Here is a 21707-nt window from a genome sequence, read left to right as displayed (position 1 = left end):
TTACCGCGCTTTCGGCGGGCTTTTTGCTGGGCATTGTCGGCCATCAAACCTTATTGGCTATTTCTGGGGATATATGAAAATCAAAATGATAGCGAGCCTGATCGGCGCGGGACTGGCGCTGTACGGGCCGGCTGCGGCCGCGCAGGAACAGGCGGAAAATAATAAAGGCAGCGTGGCGTTCAGCCCGCTCAACGTCTCGGCCGCCGACAGCGGCAACAGCAGCGAAAAAGACGCGTTGGCGAGGCCAGGTGCATTCAGCTCGCGCGACGAAAACAAGAATCTGGAGTCGGTGGACAGCATTCTGCGCAGCATGCCGGGCACCTATACCCAGATCGATCCCGGCCAGGGATCGGTCAGCGTCAATATCCGCGGCCTGAGCGGCTTTGGCCGGGTCAACACCATGGTCGACGGCATCACGCAAAACTACTACGGCAACTCGCCGAGCGACGCAGCGCACGGGGGATTGCCCACCAGCCAGTTCGGGGCGCTGATCGATCCTAACTTTATCGTCGGCGTCGACGTGGCGCGCGGCAATGCCACCGGCTCCGCTGGGGTGAACGCCCTGGCGGGCAGCGCCAACTTCCGCACTATCGGCGTGGACGACGTAGTATTTTCCGATAACCCGTTCGGCGTGCGCACCAAATTCTCGGTGGGCAATAACGGCATCGGCCGCAGCGGCATGATCGCCGTGGGCGCCAAAACCGCCGCCTTTGCCGACGGCGGCAGCCTGGGAGCGATGGCGGCCATCAGCGGCAGCTCCATCACCTCCAACTACAAAAACGGCGCCGGTTTCGACAGCGAGGTGTTCAACGTCGATAAAACCTATCGTCAGAACCCGAAATCCCAGCTGTTCAAGGTGGACATCAAGCCGGATGCCTTCAACAGCATCGAACTGTCGGCGCGCAGCTACCAGAATAAAATCACCCGCCGCCACATCGACAGCGACGATTTTTACCTTAAATATCACTACGCGCCGTTCTCGGAACTGATCGATTTCAACCTGACCGCCAGCACCAGCCGCGGCAAACAGCAATTTATGTCCGACAACATGGCGGGATTCAGCGACAGCACGGCGAAAAACATCTCCGATGCGCTGGATATCAACAACACCAGCCGTTTCAGCCTGCAGGATGTCGATTTCGCCTTCAGCTACGGCGGCAAGCTGGTGCGCAACGAGTATAAGAAAAAGGCCTCCGGTTTGGTGACGGATGACAATCAGGCGGAAAGCATGCCGGTGGGCATTGCCGGCAAACAAGATATCTCCAGCCTGTACAGTGGGTTGCAGGCCAACTACGGCACCTGGCAGGGGAATTTCGATCTGAACTACACCGCCTATCGCCTCTCCGGCTATAAGCCGGCCTGTGACGAACGTGTAGAGTGCTTCCCGCAGGGCGCCAGCAATATCACTCGCAATGAACAGGGTTTCAATCCGTCGGTCATGCTGTCGGCGCAGGTGACGCCGTGGCTGCAGCCGTTCGTCAGCTACAGCAAGTCGATGCGCGGGCCGAATATCCAGGAGGTGTTCTTCGCCAACAGCGGCGGCCAGTCGATGAACCCGTTCCTGAAAGGCGAAAAAGCGGAGACCTGGCAGGGCGGTTTCAACGCCAATGCCCACGATCTGTTGTTCAAGCAGGACAGCTTCCAACTGAAAGCGGTCTATTTCGAAACCAGGATCAAAAACTACATATCCAGCCAAACCTACCTGGTGTGTAAAAACCGCCAGAAATGCAACCGTTCGCAGGCGACGCAGGAAGAGTGGGATAACGCGGACGTCAACGTCAGCATGACCATGTACAGCAACGCCCCAGAACCGGTCAAAATGCGCGGGGTGGAGCTCGAAGCGCTGTACGACGCCGGTTTCGCCTTTACCAAGCTGTCGTTAAGCAAGGAACATACCTCCCAGCCGACCAACCAGGCCAGCAACGTGTTCGGCGCGGGTGATGTCAGCGAACTGCCGGAATTCTACTTCACGCTGGACAGCGGGGTGCGCCTGCTGGACGAGACATTGACGCTGGGCGGGGTGGTGAAATACACCGGCAAGTCGGTGCGCCTGTCGCCTGATTCCACTCTCGATGAAAACGAACAGTTGATGAAGGAGCCGGCGCCGCATATTCCGACCATTATCGATCTGTACGGCACCTATCAGGTGAATCGCAATCTGCTGCTGAAGCTCAGCGTGCAAAACCTGATGGACAAGGACTACTCGGACGCGCTGAACAAGATGAATTCGCTGCCGTCGCAGTCACAAGATTTCACGCCGACCAACACCGCCCGTGGGCGGACTTATATCTTCGGGGGGGAGTTGCGCTTCTAAAGCGCAGCAGAGCAGGGCGCAGTTCATTCATCACTGCGCCCGCTTTGCTTGCAGCAGCCATTTGTCCAGCTCGTTGGCGAACTGCTGGCGGTCGCGCTGGCTCAGCGCGTTCGGGCCGCCGGTCTGGATGCCGCTGGCGCGCAGGGTATCCATAAAATCGCGCATGTTGAGGCGCTCGCGGATGGTGTCCGGCGTATAGCGCTCGCCGCGCGGGTTCAGCGCCACCGCGCCTTTCTCTATCACCTCCGCCGCCAGCGGGATATCGGCGGTGATCACCAGATCGCCCGCTTCGCAGCGGCGCACGATCTCGTTGTCGGCTACGTCGAAGCCGGCCGCCACCTGCAGCGAACGGATGTACTTCGACGGCGGCGTGCGCAGCGGCTGGTTCGCCACCAGCGTTACGGTGATGGCGGTACGATCGGCGGCGCGAAACAGCACCTCTTTTATCACGTTCGGACAGGCGTCTGCATCGACCCAAATCTGCATCATTTCGGCTCCTGCAGCCAGTCGCGCACCGGCAGGAAATCGCGCGCCAGCGCCGCTTCCGGGCTGCCTGTGTCCGGCTGGTAGTTATATTCCCAACGCACCAACGGCGGCATCGACATCAGAATGGACTCGGTGCGCCCGCCGGTTTGCAGCCCGAACAGCGTGCCGCGATCCCATACCAGGTTGAACTCCACGTAGCGGCCGCGGCGATACAGCTGAAACTGACGCTCGCGCTCGCCCCAGGTCAAGGCCTTGCGTTTTTCGACGATCGGCAGATAGGCGTCGAGGAAGCCCTGGCCCACCGCGCGGGTGAAGGCGAAGCAGTGGTCGAAGTCCGGGGTGTTCAGATCGTCATAGAACAGGCCGCCGATGCCGCGCGCTTCGTTGCGGTGCTTGATGAAGAAGTAATCGTCGCACCACTGTTTGTATTTGGGGTAGACCTCGTCGCCGAACGGCGCGCACAGCTCGGCCGCAGTGCGGTGCCAATGCACGGCATCCTCTGCGAAACCGTAGAACGGCGTCAGATCAAAGCCGCCGCCGAACCACCACACCGGCGCCTCGCCCGGCTTTTCGGCGATGAAGAAGCGCACGTTGGCGTGGCTGGTGGGCACGTAGGGGCTGAGCGGGTGGATAACCAACGAGACGCCCATCGCCTGGAAGCTGCGCCCGGCCAGCTCCGGCCGGTGCGCGGTCGCCGAGGCCGGCAGGGTGGCGCCGGAGACGTGCGAGAAGTTGACCCCCGCCTGTTCGAACACCGCGCCGTTGGTCAACACGCGGCTGCGGCCACCGCCGCCTTCTTCACGCGTCCATTGGTCTTCGGTGAACGCGGCGCCGCCGTCGGCCTGGGCGAGCTGCGCGCAGATGTGATCCTGCAGCGCCAGCAGGAAGGATTTTACTTCAGCGATGTTAGGTAAACTCATGCGGGGTCTTTATAGCGTCTGGCTGAACAAGGCGCTGAGTATACTCTTATTCGCCGCCCGCGGCATCAGCGGGGTTTGCGTTGGTGGGCGTCGAAGTAGTCGAAGAAGTTAACGATGCCGTCCGCGATGGCGCGGGCAATCTTCTCGCGAAACGCGGTGGTGCCCAGCAGCCGCTCTTCGTTCGGGTTGGTGATGAACGAGGTTTCCACCAGCACCGAGGGAATGGACGGCGATTTCAACACCGCAAACGCCGCCTGTTCGGTGCTGTCGCTGTGCAGATGGTGTACTGGGCGAATTTGGCCGAGCACGTGGCGGCCGAGCGTCAGGCTGTTGTTGATGGTGTCGGTTTGCACCAGATCGAACAGCACCTGCTGCAGGTAGTTGTCCTGATCCTTGTATTTGCCGCCCGCCACGTCGTCGGCGGCGTTTTCACGGTTGGACAGGTAGCGCGCCATGGCGCTGCTGGCGCCGCGGTTGGACAGGGCGAACACCGAAGCGCCGGAGGCCGACGGGCTGGTAAAGCCGTCGGCGTGAATCGAAATGAACAGGTCGGCCTGGTGCTGGTGGGCGATCTCCACCCGCTGGAACAGCGGAATGAACTCGTCTTCTTCACGCGTCAGGCGCGCCTCGACGTGATCGCGCTCATGCAGGAAACGGCGCACGTGGTTGGCGATTTCCAGCACGATGTGTTTTTCCTGCGAGCCTTCGTGGCCGACCGCGCCGGAGTCGATGCCGCCGTGGCCGGGATCGATCATCACCAGCTTCTTGGCTCCGGCCGGTTTCGCCGCCGGCTTGCTGTGTTGATTGCGCAGCAGGCCTTCCGCCCTGGCGCGTTGGCTTTTCACGCCGAGCAGCGCCACCGCCAGGCCGGAAAGCAAAAGTTGGCGTCGCGTCGGGGAAACGGCAAGCGGTTTAAAATTGAGGAAGGGTTTACCCTGCTTTTTCATTACGCAATGCTCCGTCGACGTTTCTATTTTGCGACGTTATATCGTATTGATAATCATTAATCGACCCGATAACTATTTCCATTTATTACGCCTGTTACCGGCGATTTCTGGGCAAATAGCGCGGTAAATCGCAGTTTGATATTGCGTAAGTGAATAATCACGCGATAATCAGATAAACACCTTAATTAACAGCGGCCAACATCGATGGAAATTCGCGTATTTCGACAAGACGACTTTGAAGAAGTCATTACCCTGTGGGAGCGCTGCGATCTGCTGCGGCCCTGGAACGATCCGGAAATGGACATCGAGCGCAAGCTGAACCACGATCCGGAGCTGTTCCTGGTGGCGGAAGTCGGCGGCGAAGTGGTCGGTTCGGTGATGGGCGGCTATGACGGCCACCGCGGCTCGGCGTATTACCTCGGGGTGCATCCCGACTATCGCGGGCGCGGCATCGCCAATGCGTTGATCAACCGTCTGGAGAAGAAATTGATCGCCCGTGGCTGCCCGAAGATCCAGATTATGGTGCGCGAAGACAACGACACGGTGGTCGAGATGTACGAGAAGCTCGGCTACGAGATCCAGGGCATCACCAGCCTGGGCAAGCGGCTGATCGAAGATCAGGAATATTGAGCGGGCGGCGGGCGGCGGCGTTGCACCGCCCGCCGCAGTGCATTACGGCAGCTTTTTGACGGTTTTCACGTCCACTTCGACGCTGCTCCAGTCTTTATCCACTTTGCCTTCCAACTGCACCTTGTCTTTCGGCGTAACGGTTTGGCCGTTCCAGCGCTTGCGATCGATTTCGACCGTCAGCGTGCCGGTGGCATCGCGGAAGGTATAGGTGTCGTCGCCGATGCGCTGCTCGATATTGCCCTGCAGCATCACCCAGGTGTCATCGCTCAGCGATTTCACCTTGTCCACGGTGGTCAGCGCCGCGCTGGGGCCGGAGAAACCGCCCTGAGGAGCGGGTTGCGTTTGGGCCTGCGGCGCGGCCGGATCGAGGAACCCGCCTTGCTGCGCCAGTACCGGTGCGCTGCACAGCGCGATCAGAGCGGCCAGAGTCAGTTTTTTCATGTTGCGCTTCCTTATCATCGTTATCGAAAATCACATCCCGCTGATATCGGGCTGCTTGTTAAGTGCTAACGATTAAAACACACCGATCTTAAGAGCTTCTTAAGCCGACGCATTGAAATTCCCGCCGCCGGCGCCCATCTGTAGCCATAGTCTTTATTCTGTTGGCAAGGAACGATCGTTGAAGCCATTCTTACCCCGGTTTTCCCCGGACGATTACGACCAGCACGGCGCGCTGCGGCTGCCGCTGGGATTTTGGGCCGTGTTGATTTTGCAGGCGCGCACCTGGCTGCTGTTCGTGATGGCCGGCGCTTCGCGCGAGCAGGGCGAAAGCCTGCTGGCGCTATTTTATCCGGATACCCAACGTTTTTGGTACGGCATGCTGCTCGGCCTGCCGGCGGCGCTGGCGTTTTTGCTGAGCGGCCGCCGCCACCAATGGCCGCGGCTGTGGCGCGGCTGGCGCTGGGGGCTGGCTGTCTCCCTGCTGGCGTCGCTCGGCGGCTCGCTGTTCAGCCTGTGGCACCAGGACGGCGATGCGCCGGGGCTGGAGCTGGCGTTGGCGCTGCTCGATGCGCTGGCGCTAAGCTATCTGTTGCTGAATGCGCGCCTGAAAGCCTGCTTTGCGCCGGCGGAGCACGCCGACTAATTGCCGAGAAGTGCGGCACTTTTCGCATTTTCCGCACTCCAAGCTGGCAACCGTTGGCGTAGTGCGGGCCGTTGTGAGAGGCTGGCACGCAGCAAAATGCCGAGTGCGGCGGGGGCGGGTTACCGCCCCGTGCCATTGATGTTTAAGGAGCTAGAGATGAATATTCGCCCCCTGCTGTTAGGGCTTCCGCTGTTACTGACCGGCTGTTCGAGCATGTCCAATTTTTCCTGGTCCAGCCTGTCGCCGTTCAACTGGTTCGGCAGCAGCCTGGAGGTCGGCGCCAAGGGCGTCGGCAAGCTCAACGCCGGCACGCCGATGTCGGAAAGCGCCATCAACGACGGGCTGGACGGCAACTACCGCCTGCGCGGCGGCATGGCGACCAGCAACGGCCAGATCGTCTCTTATTACCAGGCGCTGTCCGGCGACGAGGTGAAGCTGGTGATCACCGGCGAACCGAAAGGGCGCCTGCAGCGGGTAGACGTGCTGGATCCGCAAGTGGCGACGGAGTGGGGTAACAAGCTCGGCACGCCGTTCGGAGACATGTACAGCAAGGCGTTCGGTTCCTGTAAACCGGGCAGCGGCGAAGACGCCGGTAAAGTGGAGTGCGTGGCGGAGCAGAGCAAGTACGTCACCTACATTTTCAGCGGCAAGTGGGCAGGGGCGCAGGATATCATCCCGCCGGACGACACCCTGAAAAGCTGGACGGTCAGCAAAATCATCTGGCACGCCAAACCGCAGCAGTAACATGTTCAACGGGCGCCGGTTCACGGCGTCTGCTTTTTCAAGCCATTACCCCTATTTTCTTTGCGCTGCTGCAAGGCAAGCGCCCGTGCTTGCGGTATGATAGCGCGCGTTTGTAACAGGGAACCCGCGCGTCAACCGCCATATCTTACCTGTTGCCGGATTCTGGTATTGAGGATAACAACATGACACAGGTTCAGAGCGGCATTCTGCTGGAGCACTGCCGTTTCGCCATTTTTATGGAAGCCAGCGTACAGGGTGAATTCGCCGACTTGCGCCAGGGCTGCAAGCAGTTTTGTCAGACGCTGAGCGAGCTGCAGCAGCAGTTCCCCGATGCGCGCCTCGGCGCGGTGATCGCTTTCGGCTACGACGTTTGGCACGATCTCTCCAGCGGCCAGGGCGCGCAAGAGCTGAAACCGTTCACGCCGCTCGGCAAAGGGCTGGCGCCGGCCACCCAGCGCGATATGCTGATCCACATCCAGTCGCTGCGTCACGACGTCAACTTCACGCTGGCGCAGGCGGCACTGGCGGCGTTCGGCAACGCCATCAAGATTGAAGAAGAAACCCACGGTTTCCGCTGGGTGGAAGAGCGCGATTTGAGCGGCTTCATCGACGGCACCGAAAATCCGCAGGGCGAGCAGCGCCCGGCAGTGGCGACGATCGCCGAAGGCGAAGAGGACGCAGGCGGCAGCTACGTGCTGGTGCAGCGCTACGAGCACAACCTGCGCCAGTGGCAGCGCTTTACCACCGAACAGCAGGAGCAGATCATCGGCCGCACCAAGCACGACAGCGAAGAGCTGCCGGCCGACCAGCGCCCGGATACCTCGCACGTCAGCCGCGTCGATCTGAAAGAGGATGGCAAAGGCCTGAAAATTCTGCGCCAGAGCCTGCCTTACGGCACCGCCAGCGGCAAGCACGGCCTGTTCTTCATCGCGTATTGCGCGCGCCTGCACAATATCGAGCAGCAGCTGCTGAGCATGTTCGGCGATCTGGACGGCAAACGCGACGCCATGCTGCGTTTCAGCCGCGCGGTCACCGGCAGCTACTACTTCGCGCCATCGCTGACTCGCCTGCTGTCACTTTGACGCCGTTGCCGAAGCCGGCTCGCCCGGCTTCGGTCCGTTTCCCCGCCCCAAAACGCCTCGCATTCCCTGCCTTATAGCGTTTGATGCTTGTAAATCACTAAACGGTATATAAAAGCGTTACAGCTCCGCACCGAGTTATAAATACACTGGTCGTCAATAAGGCGAAAGCCTGAAGGAATGACTCAGTGATAAGGTGCAGAATGAAACAAAACCGGGTTAAAAATCTCGTGCTGAAAGGTTGGCTGGCGGCTGCGCTGTTGGCGAGCGGCGCCGCGTCGGCGGCGGAATTGCTGAACAGCTCTTATGACGTTTCCCGTGAATTGTTCGTCGCGCTGAATCCCGGCTTTGAACAGCAGTGGAATCAACAGCATCCGAACGATAAGCTGACCATCAAACAATCGCATGCCGGTTCCTCCAAGCAGGCGCTGGCGATCCTGCAGGGCCTGCGCGCCGACGTGGTGACGTATAACCAGGTCACCGACGTGCAAATCCTGCACGATCGCGGGCAGCTGATCCCGGCGGACTGGCAGGCGCGCCTGCCGAACAACAGTTCGCCGTTCTATTCCACCATGGCGTTTCTGGTGCGCAAGGATAACCCGAAGGGCATCCACACCTGGAACGATCTGGTGCGCGACGACGTGAAGCTGGTGTTCCCGAACCCGAAAACCTCCGGCAACGGCCGTTACACCTATCTGGCCGCCTGGGGCGCCGCCAGCCAGGCCGACGGCAACGACGCGGCCAAGACCCGCGCCTTCATGACCCGCTTCCTGAAAAACGTGCTGGTGTTCGATACCGGCGGCCGCGGCGCGACCACCACCTTCGTCGAGCGCGGCTTGGGCGACGTGCTGATCAGCTTCGAGTCCGAAGTGAACAACATCCGCAAGCAATACGGTGAAGACAAGTACGAAGTGATCGTGCCGCCGGTCGATATTCTGGCGGAGTTCCCGGTGGCCTGGATCGACAAAAACGTCGAGCGCAACGGCACCGAACAGGCGGCCAAAGCCTATCTGAACTATCTCTACAGCCCGGCGGCGCAGCAGGTGATCACCAGCTTCTACTACCGCGTGTATGACCAGAAAGCGATGGCGGCGGCGAAGGGGCAATTCCCGGATACCCAACTGTTCCGCGTGGAAGATCAATTCGGCGGCTGGCCGCAGGTGATGAAAACCCACTTCGCCACCGGCGGCGAGCTGGATCAGCTGTTAGCGGCAGGGCGCAAGTAAATGTTGGCGTTGTCGTCCAGTAAGCGGGTGCTGCCCGGATTTGGCCTCAGCCTCGGCAGCAGCCTGTTTTATACCTGTTTGATCCTGCTGCTGCCGCTCAGCGCGCTGGTGATGCAGCTGGCGCAGATGAGCCTGGCGCAATACTGGGAAGTGATTTCCAACCCGCAGGTGGTGGCGGCGTATAAAGTGACGCTGCTGGCGGCCGGCGTCGCCAGCCTGTTCAACGCGGTGTTCGGCATGCTGATGGCCTGGATCCTGACGCGCTACCGTTTTCCCGGCCGCTCGCTGCTGGACGGCCTGATCGATCTGCCGTTCGCGCTGCCGACCGCGGTGGCCGGCCTGACGCTGGCGGGGCTGTTTTCCACCACCGGCTGGTACGGTCAGTGGCTGGCGCACTTCGACATCAAGGTCACCTTTACCTGGCTTGGGATCGCGGTAGCGATGGCGTTCACCAGCCTGCCGTTTGTGGTGCGCACCGTGCAACCGGTTCTGGAAGAGCTGGGGCCGGAATACGAAGAGGCGGCCGAGACGCTGGGCGCCACGCGCTGGCAGAGCTTCCGCCGTGTGGTATTGCCTGAGGTGGCGCCGGCGCTGCTGGCCGGCACCGCCATCTCCTTTACCCGCAGCCTGGGCGAGTTTGGCGCGGTGATTTTCATCGCCGGCAACATCGCCTGGAAGACGGAAGTGACCTCGCTGATGATTTTTGTGCGTTTGCAGGAGTTCGATTATCCGGCGGCCAGCGCCATCGCCTCGGTGATCCTGGCGGCGTCGCTGCTGCTGCTGTTCAGCATTAACGTCTTGCAAAGCCGCTTCGGCAGACGTTTGGGAGGAGGGCACTGATGGCTGATGTTTCCGCCTTCAACGGCGCCGAGCGCCCGCGCGTCAACTGGGGCAAGTGGACGCTGATCGCCATCGGCGCGCTGTTCTCGGTGCTGCTGCTGGTGGTGCCGATGATATCGATTTTCGCCGAGGCCTTTTCCAAAGGATTCGGCGCGATGTGGAGCAACTTGCTCGATCCGGACATGCTGCACGCCATTTGGCTGACGGTGTTGATCGCGCTGATCACCGTGCCGTTCAACCTGGTGTTCGGCACGTTGCTGGCGTGGCTGGTGACGCGCTTCACTTTCCCCGGCCGCCAGCTGCTGCTGACGCTGATCGATATCCCGTTCGCCGTTTCACCGGTGGTGGCGGGGCTGATTTATCTGCTGTTTTACGGCAGCAACGGCCTGCTGGGCGGCTGGCTGGATGCGCATAACATCCAGATCATGTTCTCCTGGCCGGGCATGGTGCTGGTGACCATTTTCGTCACCTGCCCCTTCGTGGTGCGCGAGCTGGTGCCGATGATGCTCAGCCAGGGCAGCCAGGAAGACGAGGCCGCCATTCTGCTGGGGGCGTCCGGCTGGCAAATGTTCCGCCGCGTGACGCTGCCCAACATTCGCTGGGCGCTGCTGTATGGCGTGGTGCTGACCAACGCGCGCGCCATCGGCGAGTTCGGCGCGGTGTCGGTGGTGTCCGGTTCGATTCGCGGCGAAACCTACAGCCTGCCGCTGCAGGTCGAGCTGTTGCAGCAGGATTACAACACCGTCGGCTCCTTTACCGCCGCCGCCCTGTTGACCCTGATGGCGATCGTTACCCTATTTTTGAAGAGCGCGCTGCAGTGGCGTCTGGAACGTCAAAACGCGCGTCTCGAGCGGGAGGAAAATCATGAGCATTGAGATTAACGGCATCAACAAGTACTTCGGTCGCACCAAGGTATTGAACGATATCTCGCTCGATATTGCTTCCGGTGAGATGGTGGCTCTGCTCGGGCCGTCCGGTTCAGGCAAGACCACGCTGCTGCGCATTATCGCCGGGCTGGAAAGCCAGAGCGGCGGCAAGCTGGGCTTCCACGGCACTGACGTCAGCCACATGCACGCGCGCGACAGGCGCGTGGGCTTCGTATTTCAGCACTATGCGCTGTTCCGCCATATGACGGTGTTCGACAACATCGCCTTCGGCCTGACCGTGCTGCCGCGTCGCGAGCGGCCGAACGCCGCGGCGATCAAACAGAAAGTCACCCAGCTGCTGGAAATGGTGCAGCTGGCCCACCTGGCCAACCGCTATCCGTCGCAGCTGTCCGGCGGCCAGAAACAGCGCGTGGCGTTGGCGCGCGCCCTGGCGGTGGAACCGCAAATTCTGCTGCTGGACGAACCGTTCGGCGCGCTGGATGCGCAGGTGCGCAAAGAGCTGCGCCGCTGGCTGCGTCAGCTGCACGAAGAGCTGAAGTTCACCAGCGTGTTCGTCACCCACGATCAGGAAGAGGCGATGGAAGTGGCCGACCGCATCGTGGTGATGAGCCAGGGCAATATCGAACAGGTAGGCTCGCCGGAAGAGATCATGCGCGAACCGGCCAGCCGCTTCGTGCTGGAGTTCATGGGGGAAGTGAACCGCCTGAACGGCGAGATCCGCGGCTCCCAGCTGTTCGTCGGCGCGCACCAGTGGCCGCTGTCGTTCCAGCCGATGCACCAGGGCAGCGTCGATCTGTTCCTGCGCCCGTGGGAAATGGAAGTGGCGACCGAAAGCAGCGAGCGCTGCCCGCTGCCGGTGCAGGTGCTGGAAGTCAGCCCGCGTGGCCACTTCTGGCAGTTGACGGTGCAGCCAATCGGCTGGCATCAGGAGCCGATCGGCGTGGTGTTGCCGGAAGGCAACCCAACCCCGGTGCGCGGCGGCCGTTATTACGTCGGCAGCCTCAATGCGCGGCTGTATGCCGGCGATCAACTGCTGCAACCTGTTGCGTTAGCCAAAAGCGCCTGATAGGTTTTAGCTGCCCTTTTATTCAAGGCAACCCCCGGGTTGCCTTTTTACTTTACGCACACCAACACACAGGCAAAGATCGTGACAACGCTCGAACAATGCATCGGGAATACCCCGCTGGTACAACTGCAACGGCTGGCCGCCCAGGCGGGCAGCGAGGTATGGGTCAAACTGGAAGGCAATAACCCGGCGGGCTCGGTGAAGGATCGCGCTGCGTTGGCGATGATCCAGCAGGCGGAGCTGCGCGGCGAGATCAAGCCCGGCGACGTGCTGATCGAGGCCACCAGCGGCAACACCGGCATCGCGCTGGCGATGATCGCCGCGCTCAAAGGCTATACGCTGAAGCTGCTGATGCCGGAGAACATGAGCCTGGAGCGGCAGGCGGCGATGCGCGCCTACGGCGCCGAGCTGATCCTGGTCAGCCGTGAGCAGGGAATGGAAGGGGCGCGCGATCTGGCGCTGGAGATGCAGCGCCAGGGGCAGGGCAAGGTGCTGGACCAGTTCAACAACCTCGACAACCCCTACGCCCACTTCACCACCACCGGCCCGGAGATCTGGCGCCAGACCGAAGGGCGCATCACCCACTTTGTTTCCAGCATGGGCACCACCGGCACCATTACCGGCGTAGGCGGTTATCTGAAGAGCCAGAATCCGCAGGTGCAGATCATCGGCCTGCAGCCGGCGGAAGGCAGCAGCATCCCCGGCATTCGCCGTTGGGCGCCCGCTTACCTGCCGGGCATTTTCCGCCCGGAGCTGGTGGATCAGGTGCTGGATATCGAGCAGCGCGATGCCGAGCAGACCATGCGCCAGCTGGCGCAGCGTGAAGGCATCTTCTGCGGCGTCAGCTCCGGCGGCGCGGTGGCCGGCGCCCTGCGCGTCGCGGCGGCCCACCCGGGCAGCGTCGTGGTGGCGATCGTCTGCGATCGCGGTGACCGTTATCTCTCCACCGGCGTGTTCGACTGAATGTGCCCTCCCGGCGGCGCGTTTCGCCGGGAAACCCCTCTCGCTTCCCTTTTGACCGACGGCATAGCCGCCCCGCCAGCATGGCGGCTGGCGCCTGCCTGCATGCCAATGCCCTGACTGAAGTAGAGAAATCGCGCGACAGCAGCCACACTAACGGTGGCGAGACGCGAACCGCGATGTGTAAGGATTGAGTAAAACCGGCTGCGGGCCGGCGGAATTGGCGGGAAAATAACGAAAATCGGTGAAGGAGCAAGGCATGAAAATTTTATTGGTCGACGATGACCTGGAGCTTGGCACCATGCTGAGCGAATACCTGACGGGCGAAGGCTTCGACGCCACGCTGGTGCTGACCGGCAAGGCGGGAGTAGAGGGCGCGCTGTCGGGCGACTATACCGCGATGATCCTCGATATCATGCTGCCGGACATGAGCGGCATCGACGTGCTGCGCGACGTGCGTAAAAAGAGCCGGCTGCCGATCATCATGCTGACCGCCAAAGGCGACAACATCGATCGGGTGATTGGCCTGGAGATGGGCGCCGACGATTACATGCCCAAGCCGTGCTACCCGCGCGAACTGGTGGCGCGTCTGCGCGCGGTGCTGCGCCGGTTCGAAGAGCGGCCGCAGGAGGCGGACGACGAGGCCGCCATCAGCTTCGGCGAGCTGACGCTGAACCCTTCAACCCGCAGCAGCGAATGGCGCGGCAAGGCGTTTGATCTGACCGCTTCGGAATTCAATCTGCTGGAGCTGTTGCTGCGCGCGCCGGATCGCGTGGTGTCGAAGGACGAACTGTCCGAGAAGGGGCTGGGGCGCCCGCGCGAGGCCTATGACCGCAGCGTGGACGTGCACATCAGCAATATCCGCCAGAAGCTGAGCGCGTTGGCTGGCAGTAAGCTCATTATCGAGACGGTGCGCAGCATCGGCTATCGCATTCGGTAACCTGATATGCGCGGAAGACTGTTCTGGAAAATTTTGCTCGGCTTTTGGCTGACTTTCCTCATCATGACGCAGGCGCTGTGGGTGGCGTTTTCTCTCTATGGCGATCGCTATGTGCCGCCGGAGAACGCCATGGCGCGGCGGGTGATCGGCCTGCAGCTGGCCTCGGCCGCCACCCAGTTGCGCAGCGGTGGCATGCCGGCGCTGGAAGCCCTGATGCGCGACTGGCCCGAGGACGACAGGCGTTTGCTGTCGGTGACGCCGATGACCCAACCGCCGCCGCCCGCGCCGGAAGAACCGGCGTTTGAAGGGCGGCGGATGCCGAAAGAGATCTCTGCCTGGGTGCAGACCGGGGAAGGGCAGGGATACTGGCTGAGTTATAACGTGCGCGGGCTGCGGGAAGAGTATCGGCCGGAGCGGCGTTCCCACTTCTTCAACATTCCTGCGCCGATGCTGTGGGTCGGCGGGCTGGGCGGTTTGCTGTTCAGCGCCGTGCTGGCCTGGAACCTGACCCGGCCGATGCGTCAGCTGCGCGGCGGCCTGGATCGGGTGGCGCAGGGCGATCTCTCGGTACGGTTGTTTCCGAAAATGCGGCGCCGCCATGACGAGCTGTCCGACGTGGCGCGCGATTTCGACACCATGGCCGAGCGGCTGGAGCTGCTGGTCAGCGCCCGCGAGCAGCTGTTGCACGACGTTTCGCATGAGCTGCGTTCGCCGCTGGCGCGCCTGCAGCTGGCGATCGGTCTGGCGCGGCAGAATGCCGGCAATGTCGAAACCTCGCTCAAGCGCATCGAACACGAGTCGGGGCGGCTGGACAAAATGATCGGCGAGCTGCTGGCGTTGTCGCGTACCGAACACAGCAGCCTGCCGGACGAAGAGTATTTCGATCTCTATGGGTTAGTGGACGCGGTGGTGAGCGATGCGCGCTACGAGGCGCAGGTGCCCGGCGTGGATATCGTGCTGCAGGCCGAATCGGACGTGGAGTACACCGTCAAGGGCAATGCGGAGCTGATGCGGCGTGCGGTGGACAACATCGTGCGCAATGCGCTGCGCTTTTCCAGCCACGGCCAGCGGGTGACGGTAGCGCTGACGCGCGTCGATAACCAGTTCCAGATCGCCGTCAGCGATCAGGGGCCGGGGGTCGAGGAGGCGAAGCTGTCGAGCATCTTCGATCCGTTCGTGCGCGTGAAGTCGGCGCTGTCGGGCAAGGGCTACGGCCTGGGGCTGGCGATTACCCGCAAGGTGGTGCTGGCGCACGGCGGCCAGGTTGAGGCGCGCAACGGCGATAAAGAGGGGCTGGTCATTACCCTGCGCATCCCGCGCTGGCCGTCATAACGTAGCGAAATCGGGATACGACGAAGGGGATAAAAAAACGGCGCCGAGGGCGCCGTTTTTCTTGCTCATCCGCGCTTACTTCTTGATGCGGATAATCGGGGTTTCGCCAACGGTCACGCTGCCGGACAGTTTGATCAGCTCTTTGATCTCGTCCATGTTGGAGATAACGACCGGCGTCAGGGTAGACTTGGCTTTCTCTTCCAGCAGTGGCAGGTTGAACTCGATAACCACGTCACCTTTCTTGACGCGCTGGCCTTCTTCGGCGATGCGTTTGAAGCCTTCGCCTTTCAGTTCTACGGTATCGATGCCGAAGTGGACGAACAGCTCAATGCCGCTGTCGGATTCGATAGAGAATGCATGGTTGGTTTCGAAAATCTTGCCGATGGTGCCGTCAACCGGAGCAACCATTTTGTTGCCGGCCGGTTTGATGGCGATACCGTCGCCAACGATTTTTTCAGCGAACACTACGTCCGGCACATCTTCGATATTGACGATTTCGCCAGAAAGGGGAGCGACGATCTCGATAGTGCCCGTGTCTTTCTTGTCATCAGAAACCAGAGATTTCAGTTTATCGAACAAACCCATGATCTTCTCCTAAGCATTAAATTGGGCGGCGTTCCAGTGTCGTGGAAGTTTAGCAGAGCGTTTTTTCTTCGATGAATTTATTGACGCAATTCATCAGGTCTTGTGCCGTTGGCTGTGCCAAGGCCTGCGCTGCCAACGCCTTCACATCTTCGAAATTCGTGTTACGAATAATTTTCTTGATGCGCGGGATTGAAATCGCACTCATGCTGAACTCATCCAGCCCCATGCCCAATAACAACAGTGTAGCACGCTCATCGCCAGCCAGTTCGCCGCACATGCCGGTCCACTTGCCTTCCGCGTGAGATGCATCAATAACCTGTTTGATCAGGCCTAGCACTGATGGGGACATCGGGTTATAGAGATGAGAAATCAGCTCGTTGCCGCGATCTACCGCCAGAGTATACTGGGTTAGATCGTTTGTCCCAATACTAAAGAAGTCGACTTCTTTCGCCAGGTGGTGAGCGATGACCGCCGCAGCCGGTGTTTCCACCATCACGCCCACTTCGATGCTCTCGTCAAACGCCTTGCCTTCTTCGCGCAGCTGCGCCTTCAGCGTCTCGATTTCGCCTTTCAGATCGCGCACTTCCTCCACGGAGATGATCATCGGGAACATGATGCGCAGTTTGCCGAACGCCGAGGCGCGCAGGATGGCGCGCAGCTGGGCGTGCAGGATTTCACGGCGGTCCATCGCGATGCGGATGGCGCGCCAGCCGAGGAACGGGTTCTCTTCCTTCGGCAGATTCATGTACGGCAGGTCTTTGTCGCCGCCGATGTCCATGGTGCGGACGATCACGGCCTGCGAGCCCATGGCTTCCGCCACGGCTTTATAAGCCTGGAACTGCTCGTCTTCGGTCGGCAGCGAGTCGCGGTCCATGAACAGGAATTCGGTACGATACAGGCCGACGCCTTCCGCGCCGTTGCGCTCTGCACCCGCGACGTCGCGCACGGTGCCGATGTTGGCGCAGACTTCAACCTGATGGCCGTCCAGCGTAATCGCCGGCAGGTCCTTCAGCTTGGCCAGATCGTTTTTCTCGGTGATGTATTGGTTCTGGGCGGCTTTCAGCTGATCGATAACGTCAGCGGTCGGGTTAACGTAAATCTGGTTGTTAACCGCATCCAGAATCAGGTAGTCGTCGTTCTTCACCTGCTTGGTCACGTCGCTGGTGCCGACGATCGCCGGCAGCTCCAGGGAGCGCGCCATGATAGAGGTGTGGGAAGTCCGGCCGCCGAGATCGGTAATGAAGCCCAGCACTTTGTCCAGGTTCAGCTGCGCGGTCTCGGACGGGGTCAGATCGGTGGCCACCAGGATCACTTCGTCCTGAATGGAGCCCAGATCGACGATCGGCATGCCCAGAATGTTCTGCAGCAGGCGCTTGCCGATGTCGCGCACGTCGGCGGCGCGTTCTTTCAGGTACTCGTCGTCCAGCTCTTCCAGCGCTTTCGCCTGACCTTCGATCACGGTGTAGGCGGCGGCGTCTGCGGAGGCCAGATCGTCTTTGATTAGGGCTATGATTTCCTGCTCAAGCTCTTCGTCTTCCAGCAACATGATGTGGCCTTCGAAGATAGCTTCCTTCTCTTCGCCGAAGGTTTCGCCAGCTTTGGTCTTGATCGCTTCCAGCTGTTCGGACGCTTTCGCGCGGCCGGCCAGAAAACGCGAGACTTCCTGCTCTACTTGATCAGCAGAGATTTTCTTCCGGTTGATGACGATGTCGTCTTCTTTCAGCAAGAGAGCCTTACCAAAAGCGATGCCCGGTGATACTAAAATGCCTGAAATCATAACCCTACCTTACTCTTGACTGGTGTTAACTAAAAAGACGGGCCGATTACTCAAGCTCTGCCATCAGTTTTACCAAGTGCTCAACGGCTTTCTGCTCGTCTTCACCTTCAGCGGAGATTGTCACTACGGTCCCTTGAGTCAGCCCCAGAGTTTGCAGTTTGAACAGGCTTTTAGCGCTGGCGCTTTTGCCGTTGGAGGTCACGGTGATGTCAGACGCGAAGCCTTTGGCTTCTTTAACGAACTGAGCGGCAGGGCGAGTATGCAGACCATTCGGAGCGGTAATAGTAACTTCTTGCTGGAACATTGATGTTTCCCCAACTTATTGGATTAATGTTGTGGAGCTAAAGTTTAGCCCAGGGGCCTGACTTTAGCTTGTCTGGTTATAGCGCCTGACTATGGACAGGGGCGAACGTTGATGCAACAGAAAACGACGCGTTAGGCACTTCAGATCAAAAAACTCGGCTTTAGACGTCGTTCCAATCCGCTCCCCATTATGCCCGATTCGCCGCGTCGGCGACAGATGAGTAAATCGATTCAGCCTTGACCGGGCTCAGGGGGGATTAATTTTGCGCATCGAAATAATGCACCGTTAAATACTAAAGCCGGCGGGCAAAAGCAATCTTGGACTGCTATAAAGTTTGATCCAGTCCACAAAAAAGCACCCCGCAGGGTGCTTTTTTAGCGATTTGTGCAGTGGCGGAATTACTGCTGCAATTCCTGCTCGGTGAACAGATCGGCGAACAGCGCGGTGCTCAGGTAACGTTCGCCGGAAGAGGGCAGGATCACCACGATGGTCTTGTCGGCGAACGCCGGTTCTTCGGCCAGTTTCACCGCCGCCGCGACCGCTGCGCCGGAGGAAATGCCCGCCAGGATGCCTTCTTCGTCCATCAGGCGGCGCGCCATGCTGATGGCCTCGTCGTTGGAGACTTTCTCGACGCGATCCACCAGATCCAGATCGAGGTTGCCCGGAATGAAGCCGGCACCGATGCCCTGGATCTTGTGCGGGCCCGGCTTCAGCTCTTCACCGGCCAGCGCCTGGCTGATGACCGGCGAGTCGGTCGGCTCGACCGCCACGGTGGTGATGGCCTTGCCTTTGGTGTTCTTGATGTAGCGGCTGACGCCGGTCAGCGTGCCGCCGGTGCCGACGCCGGAGATGAATACGTCGACGTCGCCGTCGGTGTCTTCCCAGATTTCCGGGCCGGTGGTTTTTTCATGGATCGCCGGGTTGGCCGGGTTGCTGAACTGTTGCAGGATCAGGTAACGGTTCGGGTCGGTGGCGACGATCTCTTCGGCCTTGGCGATAGCGCCTTTCATGCCTTTCGCCCCTTCGGTCAGCACCAGATTGGCGCCGAGCGCCTTGAGCAGCTTGCGGCGCTCGATGCTCATGGTTTCCGGCATGGTCAGCGTCAGCTTGTAACCGCGTGCGGCGGCAACGAAGGCCAGCGCGATGCCGGTGTTGCCGCTGGTCGGCTCCACCAGCTCTTTGCCGGTGGTCAGCACGCCGCGTTGTTCCGCATCCCAAATCATATTGGCACCGATGCGGCATTTGACGCTGAAGCTCGGGTTGCGTGATTCAACCTTGGCCAGAATGCGTCCGTTGCCGATACGGTTCAGACGAACCAGCGGCGTATGGCCGATTGTTAATGAGTTGTCTTCATATATCTTGCTCATAGCCCGTCCTTTAACTCTATGAAAATGTGGGGAACATCGAAAGCATACGCTAACAGTACCGGCAGGGAAGTAAAGAATTGGTATATCTATATGTTATTAGGAAATAAGTTTTAAGCACAATGATAAGGGCGCGAAATGCGCGCCCTGTCGAAAATTCCCGCGCTATCGGCGGTAAAAAGCGGCGGTTATCGGACGAACTGTGAGCGGTAGCGATCGACCCACATGGCGGTGGCGCCGCAGACGGCGACCGGCAGGATCACCAGGTTGAGGATCGGGATCATGGTGAACAGGCTGACCAGCGCGCCGAACTGCAGGTTAGCGGGTTTGTGCTGGCGCAAGGCGCGGCGCATGTCGGCAAAGCTCACCTTGTGGTTGTCGAACGGGTAGTCGCAATACTGGATCGCCAGCATCCAGGCGCTGAACAGGAACCACAGCACCGGCGCCACCGTCTGGCCGATGCCGGGCACGAAGTACAGCGCCAGCAGCAGCAGCGCGCGCGGCAGGTAATACATCAACTTGCGCCATTCGCGCGCCATGATGCGCGGCAAATCTTTGGCGATGCCGAGCAGGCCGGTGTCCGGCAGCGGTTTGCCGGTCAGGCTGCCTTCGAGCTGCTCGGCCAGCAGGCCGCAGAACGGCGCGGCGATCAGGTTGGTGATGGTGCTGAACAGATAGCTGAACACCAACAGCACCGAAATGACCGCCAGCGGCCACAGCAGGTAGCTCAACCATTGCAGCCAGTCGGGAACGTGGCTCATCATCGCCGGGATCCAGTCGCCGAGTTGGCTGAACAGCCACCAGAAAGCGGAACCCATCAGCAGCACGTTGACCAGCAACGGCAGGACCACATAGCGTTTAATCCCCGGGCGCGAAATCAGGCGCCAACCCTCGGCGAAATAGTGAATGCCGCTGGTCGAACGGGAAGGGGGCTGCGTATAGGACATATCTTAAGTTATCTCGTTGTCTGAACAGGCATCATTATCATATAGGGATGATTTTCCACTGGCTAGGGTAGGGTTGGCTGAAAAACCAGCAGAAAAAGGCAGTATAATCATCTTTATTGGCATAAAGTTCAGCACGGACTTGCACTTGTGTGCGCGGGCAAATAGAGTTAAAGAGTGAATGTTTGCCGCGGTGGCAATGTATTGGAACAACAGAGATAGCAATGATGCAGGATTTGCGTCTGATATTAATCGTTGTTGGCGCGATCGCCATAATAGCGCTGTTATTGCACGGTCTGTGGACCAGTCGCAAAGAACGGTCAGCGCTCTTCCGCGATCGCCCAGCCAAACGTTCCCAAAAGGAACGTGAACAAACTCCGATCGACGATCTCGAAGAAGGCGTCGGTGAGGTGCGCGTACGCGCCGCTCACCCGCAAGACGAGCCGTCATTCGGTCATTTCGATGCCGCACGCGAAGAACCCGTGGCCGCGCCGAAGCCCGCTCCGGCGGCTGCGCCAGCGCCCCGCGCCGTTCAGCCGGCTGCCCATCAGACGCCGCCTCCGCTGTCTCAGCGGCCGGAGTATGATGACATCCTGCTGAACAACTACGCGCCGGACGAAGAACCGGCCGAACCGCAGCAGCCGCAACCGGCCGCGCGCCGTGAGCCGCGCGTCGACGATCTGCCGCATGAACATGAGGCGCCGCAGGTGGCGGAACCGGCATTCCACGCCGAGTCGGCTCCTGTGCAGCCAGCGCCGGAAGCGCCGGAAGTGAAGCCTGCGCCGGAACCTGCACCGCAGCCGGCGGCTGCGCCAATTCAGGCTAAACTGAAAGAGACCGTGCTGGTGCTGCACGTCGCGGCCCACCAGGGCGGCGTGATCGGCGGCGAAGTGCTGCTGCAGAGCGTGTTGCAGGCCGGCTTCCAGTTTGGCGAAATGGGCATCTTCCACCGCCATATCAGCCCGGCCGGCAGCGGCCCGGTGCTGTTCAGCCTGGCGAACATGGTCAAGCCGGGATCGTTCGATCCTGACATGATGTCCGACTTCTCCACGCCGGGCGTGTCGATGTTCATGATGGTGCCGTCTTACGGCGACGCCAATCAGAACTTCAAGCTGATGCTGCAGTCGGCACAGCGCATCGCCGACGACGTGGGCGGCGTGGTGCTGGACGACGAGCGCCGCATGATGACGCCGCAGAAGCTGGAAACCTACAAAGCGCGCATCCGTGAAGTGTTGGAAAACAACGCCTGACCGGGTTGCCGCGCGCACAGAACATCCG

22 protein-coding genes are annotated in these 21707 nt (G+C 60.5%); 13 read left to right on the top strand and 9 right to left on the bottom strand.

Annotated features, from left to right (window positions below):
* Positions 1-73: 73 nt before the first annotated feature.
* On the top strand, positions 74-2314 hold the full coding sequence (locus tag ACJ8IM_RS04740) for a TonB-dependent receptor domain-containing protein (protein WP_033654995.1): 2241 nt from the start codon (positions 74-76) through the stop codon (positions 2312-2314).
* Positions 2315-2344: 30 nt separating this feature from the next.
* Here the strand turns inward: ACJ8IM_RS04740 and ACJ8IM_RS04735 are convergent, their stop codons facing one another.
* The 3 genes from ACJ8IM_RS04735 to amiA all read right to left on the bottom strand — a co-directional run bounded on the left by ACJ8IM_RS04735 (position 2345) and on the right by amiA (position 4667).
* Positions 2345-2800, bottom strand: coding sequence for a YaiI/YqxD family protein (locus ACJ8IM_RS04735; protein ID WP_033655006.1), 456 nt, complete (start codon positions 2798-2800; stop codon positions 2345-2347).
* On the bottom strand, positions 2800-3720 hold the full coding sequence (gene hemF / locus ACJ8IM_RS04730) for an oxygen-dependent coproporphyrinogen oxidase (RefSeq protein ID WP_033654994.1): 921 nt from the start codon (positions 3718-3720) through the stop codon (positions 2800-2802). Before hemF ends, ACJ8IM_RS04735 begins: the two co-directional genes overlap by 1 nt.
* 65 nt (positions 3721-3785) lie before the next feature.
* Positions 3786-4667, bottom strand: a complete 882-nt coding sequence (amiA, locus tag ACJ8IM_RS04725) for an N-acetylmuramoyl-L-alanine amidase AmiA (protein WP_033654993.1) — start codon at positions 4665-4667, stop codon at positions 3786-3788.
* A gap of 204 nt (positions 4668-4871) precedes the next feature.
* Here amiA and ACJ8IM_RS04720 point away from each other — a divergent pair, with 204 nt between their 5' ends.
* On the top strand, positions 4872-5297 hold the full coding sequence (locus ACJ8IM_RS04720; protein WP_004936504.1) for a GNAT family acetyltransferase: 426 nt from the start codon (positions 4872-4874) through the stop codon (positions 5295-5297).
* 42 nt (positions 5298-5339) lie between these two features.
* Here the strand turns inward: ACJ8IM_RS04720 and ACJ8IM_RS04715 are convergent, their stop codons facing one another.
* Entirely contained in the window at positions 5340-5738 is a 399-nt protein-coding gene (locus ACJ8IM_RS04715) for a YgiW/YdeI family stress tolerance OB fold protein (protein ID WP_004936500.1), read from the bottom strand.
* Between the two features lie 178 nt (positions 5739-5916).
* On the opposite strand from ACJ8IM_RS04715, the gene ACJ8IM_RS04710 reads away from it, so the two are divergent.
* From ACJ8IM_RS04710 to ACJ8IM_RS04665, 10 genes are all read left to right on the top strand, one after another.
* Complete coding sequence (locus ACJ8IM_RS04710) at positions 5917-6381, top strand: DUF2919 domain-containing protein (protein ID WP_101455543.1); 465 nt, start codon at positions 5917-5919, stop codon at positions 6379-6381.
* A 156-nt stretch (positions 6382-6537) separates the two neighbouring features.
* Positions 6538-7125 carry an RpoE-regulated lipoprotein gene (locus ACJ8IM_RS04705; RefSeq protein WP_033635465.1) on the top strand — a complete coding sequence of 196 codons (588 nt, stop codon included), beginning with the start codon at positions 6538-6540 and terminating at the stop codon, positions 7123-7125.
* 182 nt (positions 7126-7307) lie between these two features.
* Positions 7308-8207 (top strand): Dyp-type peroxidase, encoded by a 900-nt coding sequence (locus ACJ8IM_RS04700; RefSeq protein WP_033635464.1) that lies wholly within the window; start codon positions 7308-7310, stop codon positions 8205-8207.
* Between the two features lie 200 nt (positions 8208-8407).
* Positions 8408-9430: a sulfate ABC transporter substrate-binding protein gene (locus ACJ8IM_RS04695; protein ID WP_033635463.1), complete on the top strand. Its 1023-nt coding sequence runs from the start codon at positions 8408-8410 to the stop codon at positions 9428-9430.
* The gene (gene cysT, locus ACJ8IM_RS04690; RefSeq protein WP_004936486.1) at positions 9431-10270 is read left to right on the top strand and encodes a sulfate/thiosulfate ABC transporter permease CysT; all 840 of its coding nucleotides are present in this window, start codon (positions 9431-9433) and stop codon (positions 10268-10270) included. It abuts the gene before it with no gap.
* Positions 10270-11145 (top strand): sulfate/thiosulfate ABC transporter permease CysW, encoded by an 876-nt coding sequence (gene cysW, locus ACJ8IM_RS04685; RefSeq protein WP_033635461.1) that lies wholly within the window; start codon positions 10270-10272, stop codon positions 11143-11145. Before cysT ends, cysW begins: the two co-directional genes overlap by 1 nt.
* On the top strand, positions 11135-12223 hold the full coding sequence (gene cysA, locus ACJ8IM_RS04680; RefSeq protein WP_033635460.1) for a sulfate/thiosulfate ABC transporter ATP-binding protein CysA: 1089 nt from the start codon (positions 11135-11137) through the stop codon (positions 12221-12223). Before cysW ends, cysA begins: the two co-directional genes overlap by 11 nt.
* Before the next feature lie 81 nt (positions 12224-12304).
* Positions 12305-13186, top strand: coding sequence for a cysteine synthase CysM (cysM, locus tag ACJ8IM_RS04675; RefSeq protein WP_033638551.1), 882 nt, complete (start codon positions 12305-12307; stop codon positions 13184-13186).
* 256 nt (positions 13187-13442) lie between these two features.
* Complete coding sequence (locus ACJ8IM_RS04670; RefSeq protein WP_033635459.1) at positions 13443-14123, top strand: response regulator transcription factor; 681 nt, start codon at positions 13443-13445, stop codon at positions 14121-14123.
* Between the two features lie 6 nt (positions 14124-14129).
* Positions 14130-15455 carry an ATP-binding protein gene (locus ACJ8IM_RS04665; protein WP_033649842.1) on the top strand — a complete coding sequence of 442 codons (1326 nt, stop codon included), beginning with the start codon at positions 14130-14132 and terminating at the stop codon, positions 15453-15455.
* Positions 15456-15530: 75 nt separating this feature from the next.
* Here ACJ8IM_RS04665 and crr read toward each other — a convergent pair whose 3' ends face one another.
* The 5 genes from crr to cysZ form a co-directional block, all read right to left on the bottom strand.
* On the bottom strand, positions 15531-16040 hold the full coding sequence (crr, locus tag ACJ8IM_RS04660; RefSeq protein WP_004936467.1) for a PTS glucose transporter subunit IIA: 510 nt from the start codon (positions 16038-16040) through the stop codon (positions 15531-15533).
* A gap of 49 nt (positions 16041-16089) precedes the next feature.
* Entirely contained in the window at positions 16090-17817 is a 1728-nt protein-coding gene (gene ptsI, locus ACJ8IM_RS04655) for a phosphoenolpyruvate-protein phosphotransferase PtsI (protein ID WP_004936461.1), read from the bottom strand.
* Positions 17818-17863: 46 nt separating this feature from the next.
* A complete protein-coding gene (gene ptsH / locus ACJ8IM_RS04650; RefSeq protein ID WP_033635455.1) occupies positions 17864-18121 on the bottom strand; it encodes a phosphocarrier protein Hpr in 258 nt (85 codons plus the stop codon).
* A 398-nt stretch (positions 18122-18519) separates the two neighbouring features.
* Complete coding sequence (cysK, locus tag ACJ8IM_RS04645) at positions 18520-19488, bottom strand: cysteine synthase A (protein WP_033654991.1); 969 nt, start codon at positions 19486-19488, stop codon at positions 18520-18522.
* A gap of 185 nt (positions 19489-19673) precedes the next feature.
* Positions 19674-20432 (bottom strand): sulfate transporter CysZ, encoded by a 759-nt coding sequence (cysZ, locus tag ACJ8IM_RS04640; RefSeq protein WP_033635453.1) that lies wholly within the window; start codon positions 20430-20432, stop codon positions 19674-19676.
* Positions 20433-20653: 221 nt separating this feature from the next.
* Between cysZ and zipA the strand changes: the two genes are divergently transcribed.
* Positions 20654-21679 (top strand): cell division protein ZipA, encoded by a 1026-nt coding sequence (zipA, locus tag ACJ8IM_RS04635; RefSeq protein WP_033654990.1) that lies wholly within the window; start codon positions 20654-20656, stop codon positions 21677-21679.
* Positions 21680-21707 lie beyond the last annotated feature (28 nt).

Origin of the sequence: Serratia sp. CY33525 (assembly GCF_052169115.1) — a bacterium.
GTDB classification, from domain to species: Bacteria; Pseudomonadota; Gammaproteobacteria; order Enterobacterales; family Enterobacteriaceae; genus Serratia; species Serratia sarumanii.
The sequence above is the reverse complement of the archived record's forward strand: the minus strand, read 5'-3'. Positions and strand labels throughout refer to the sequence as shown.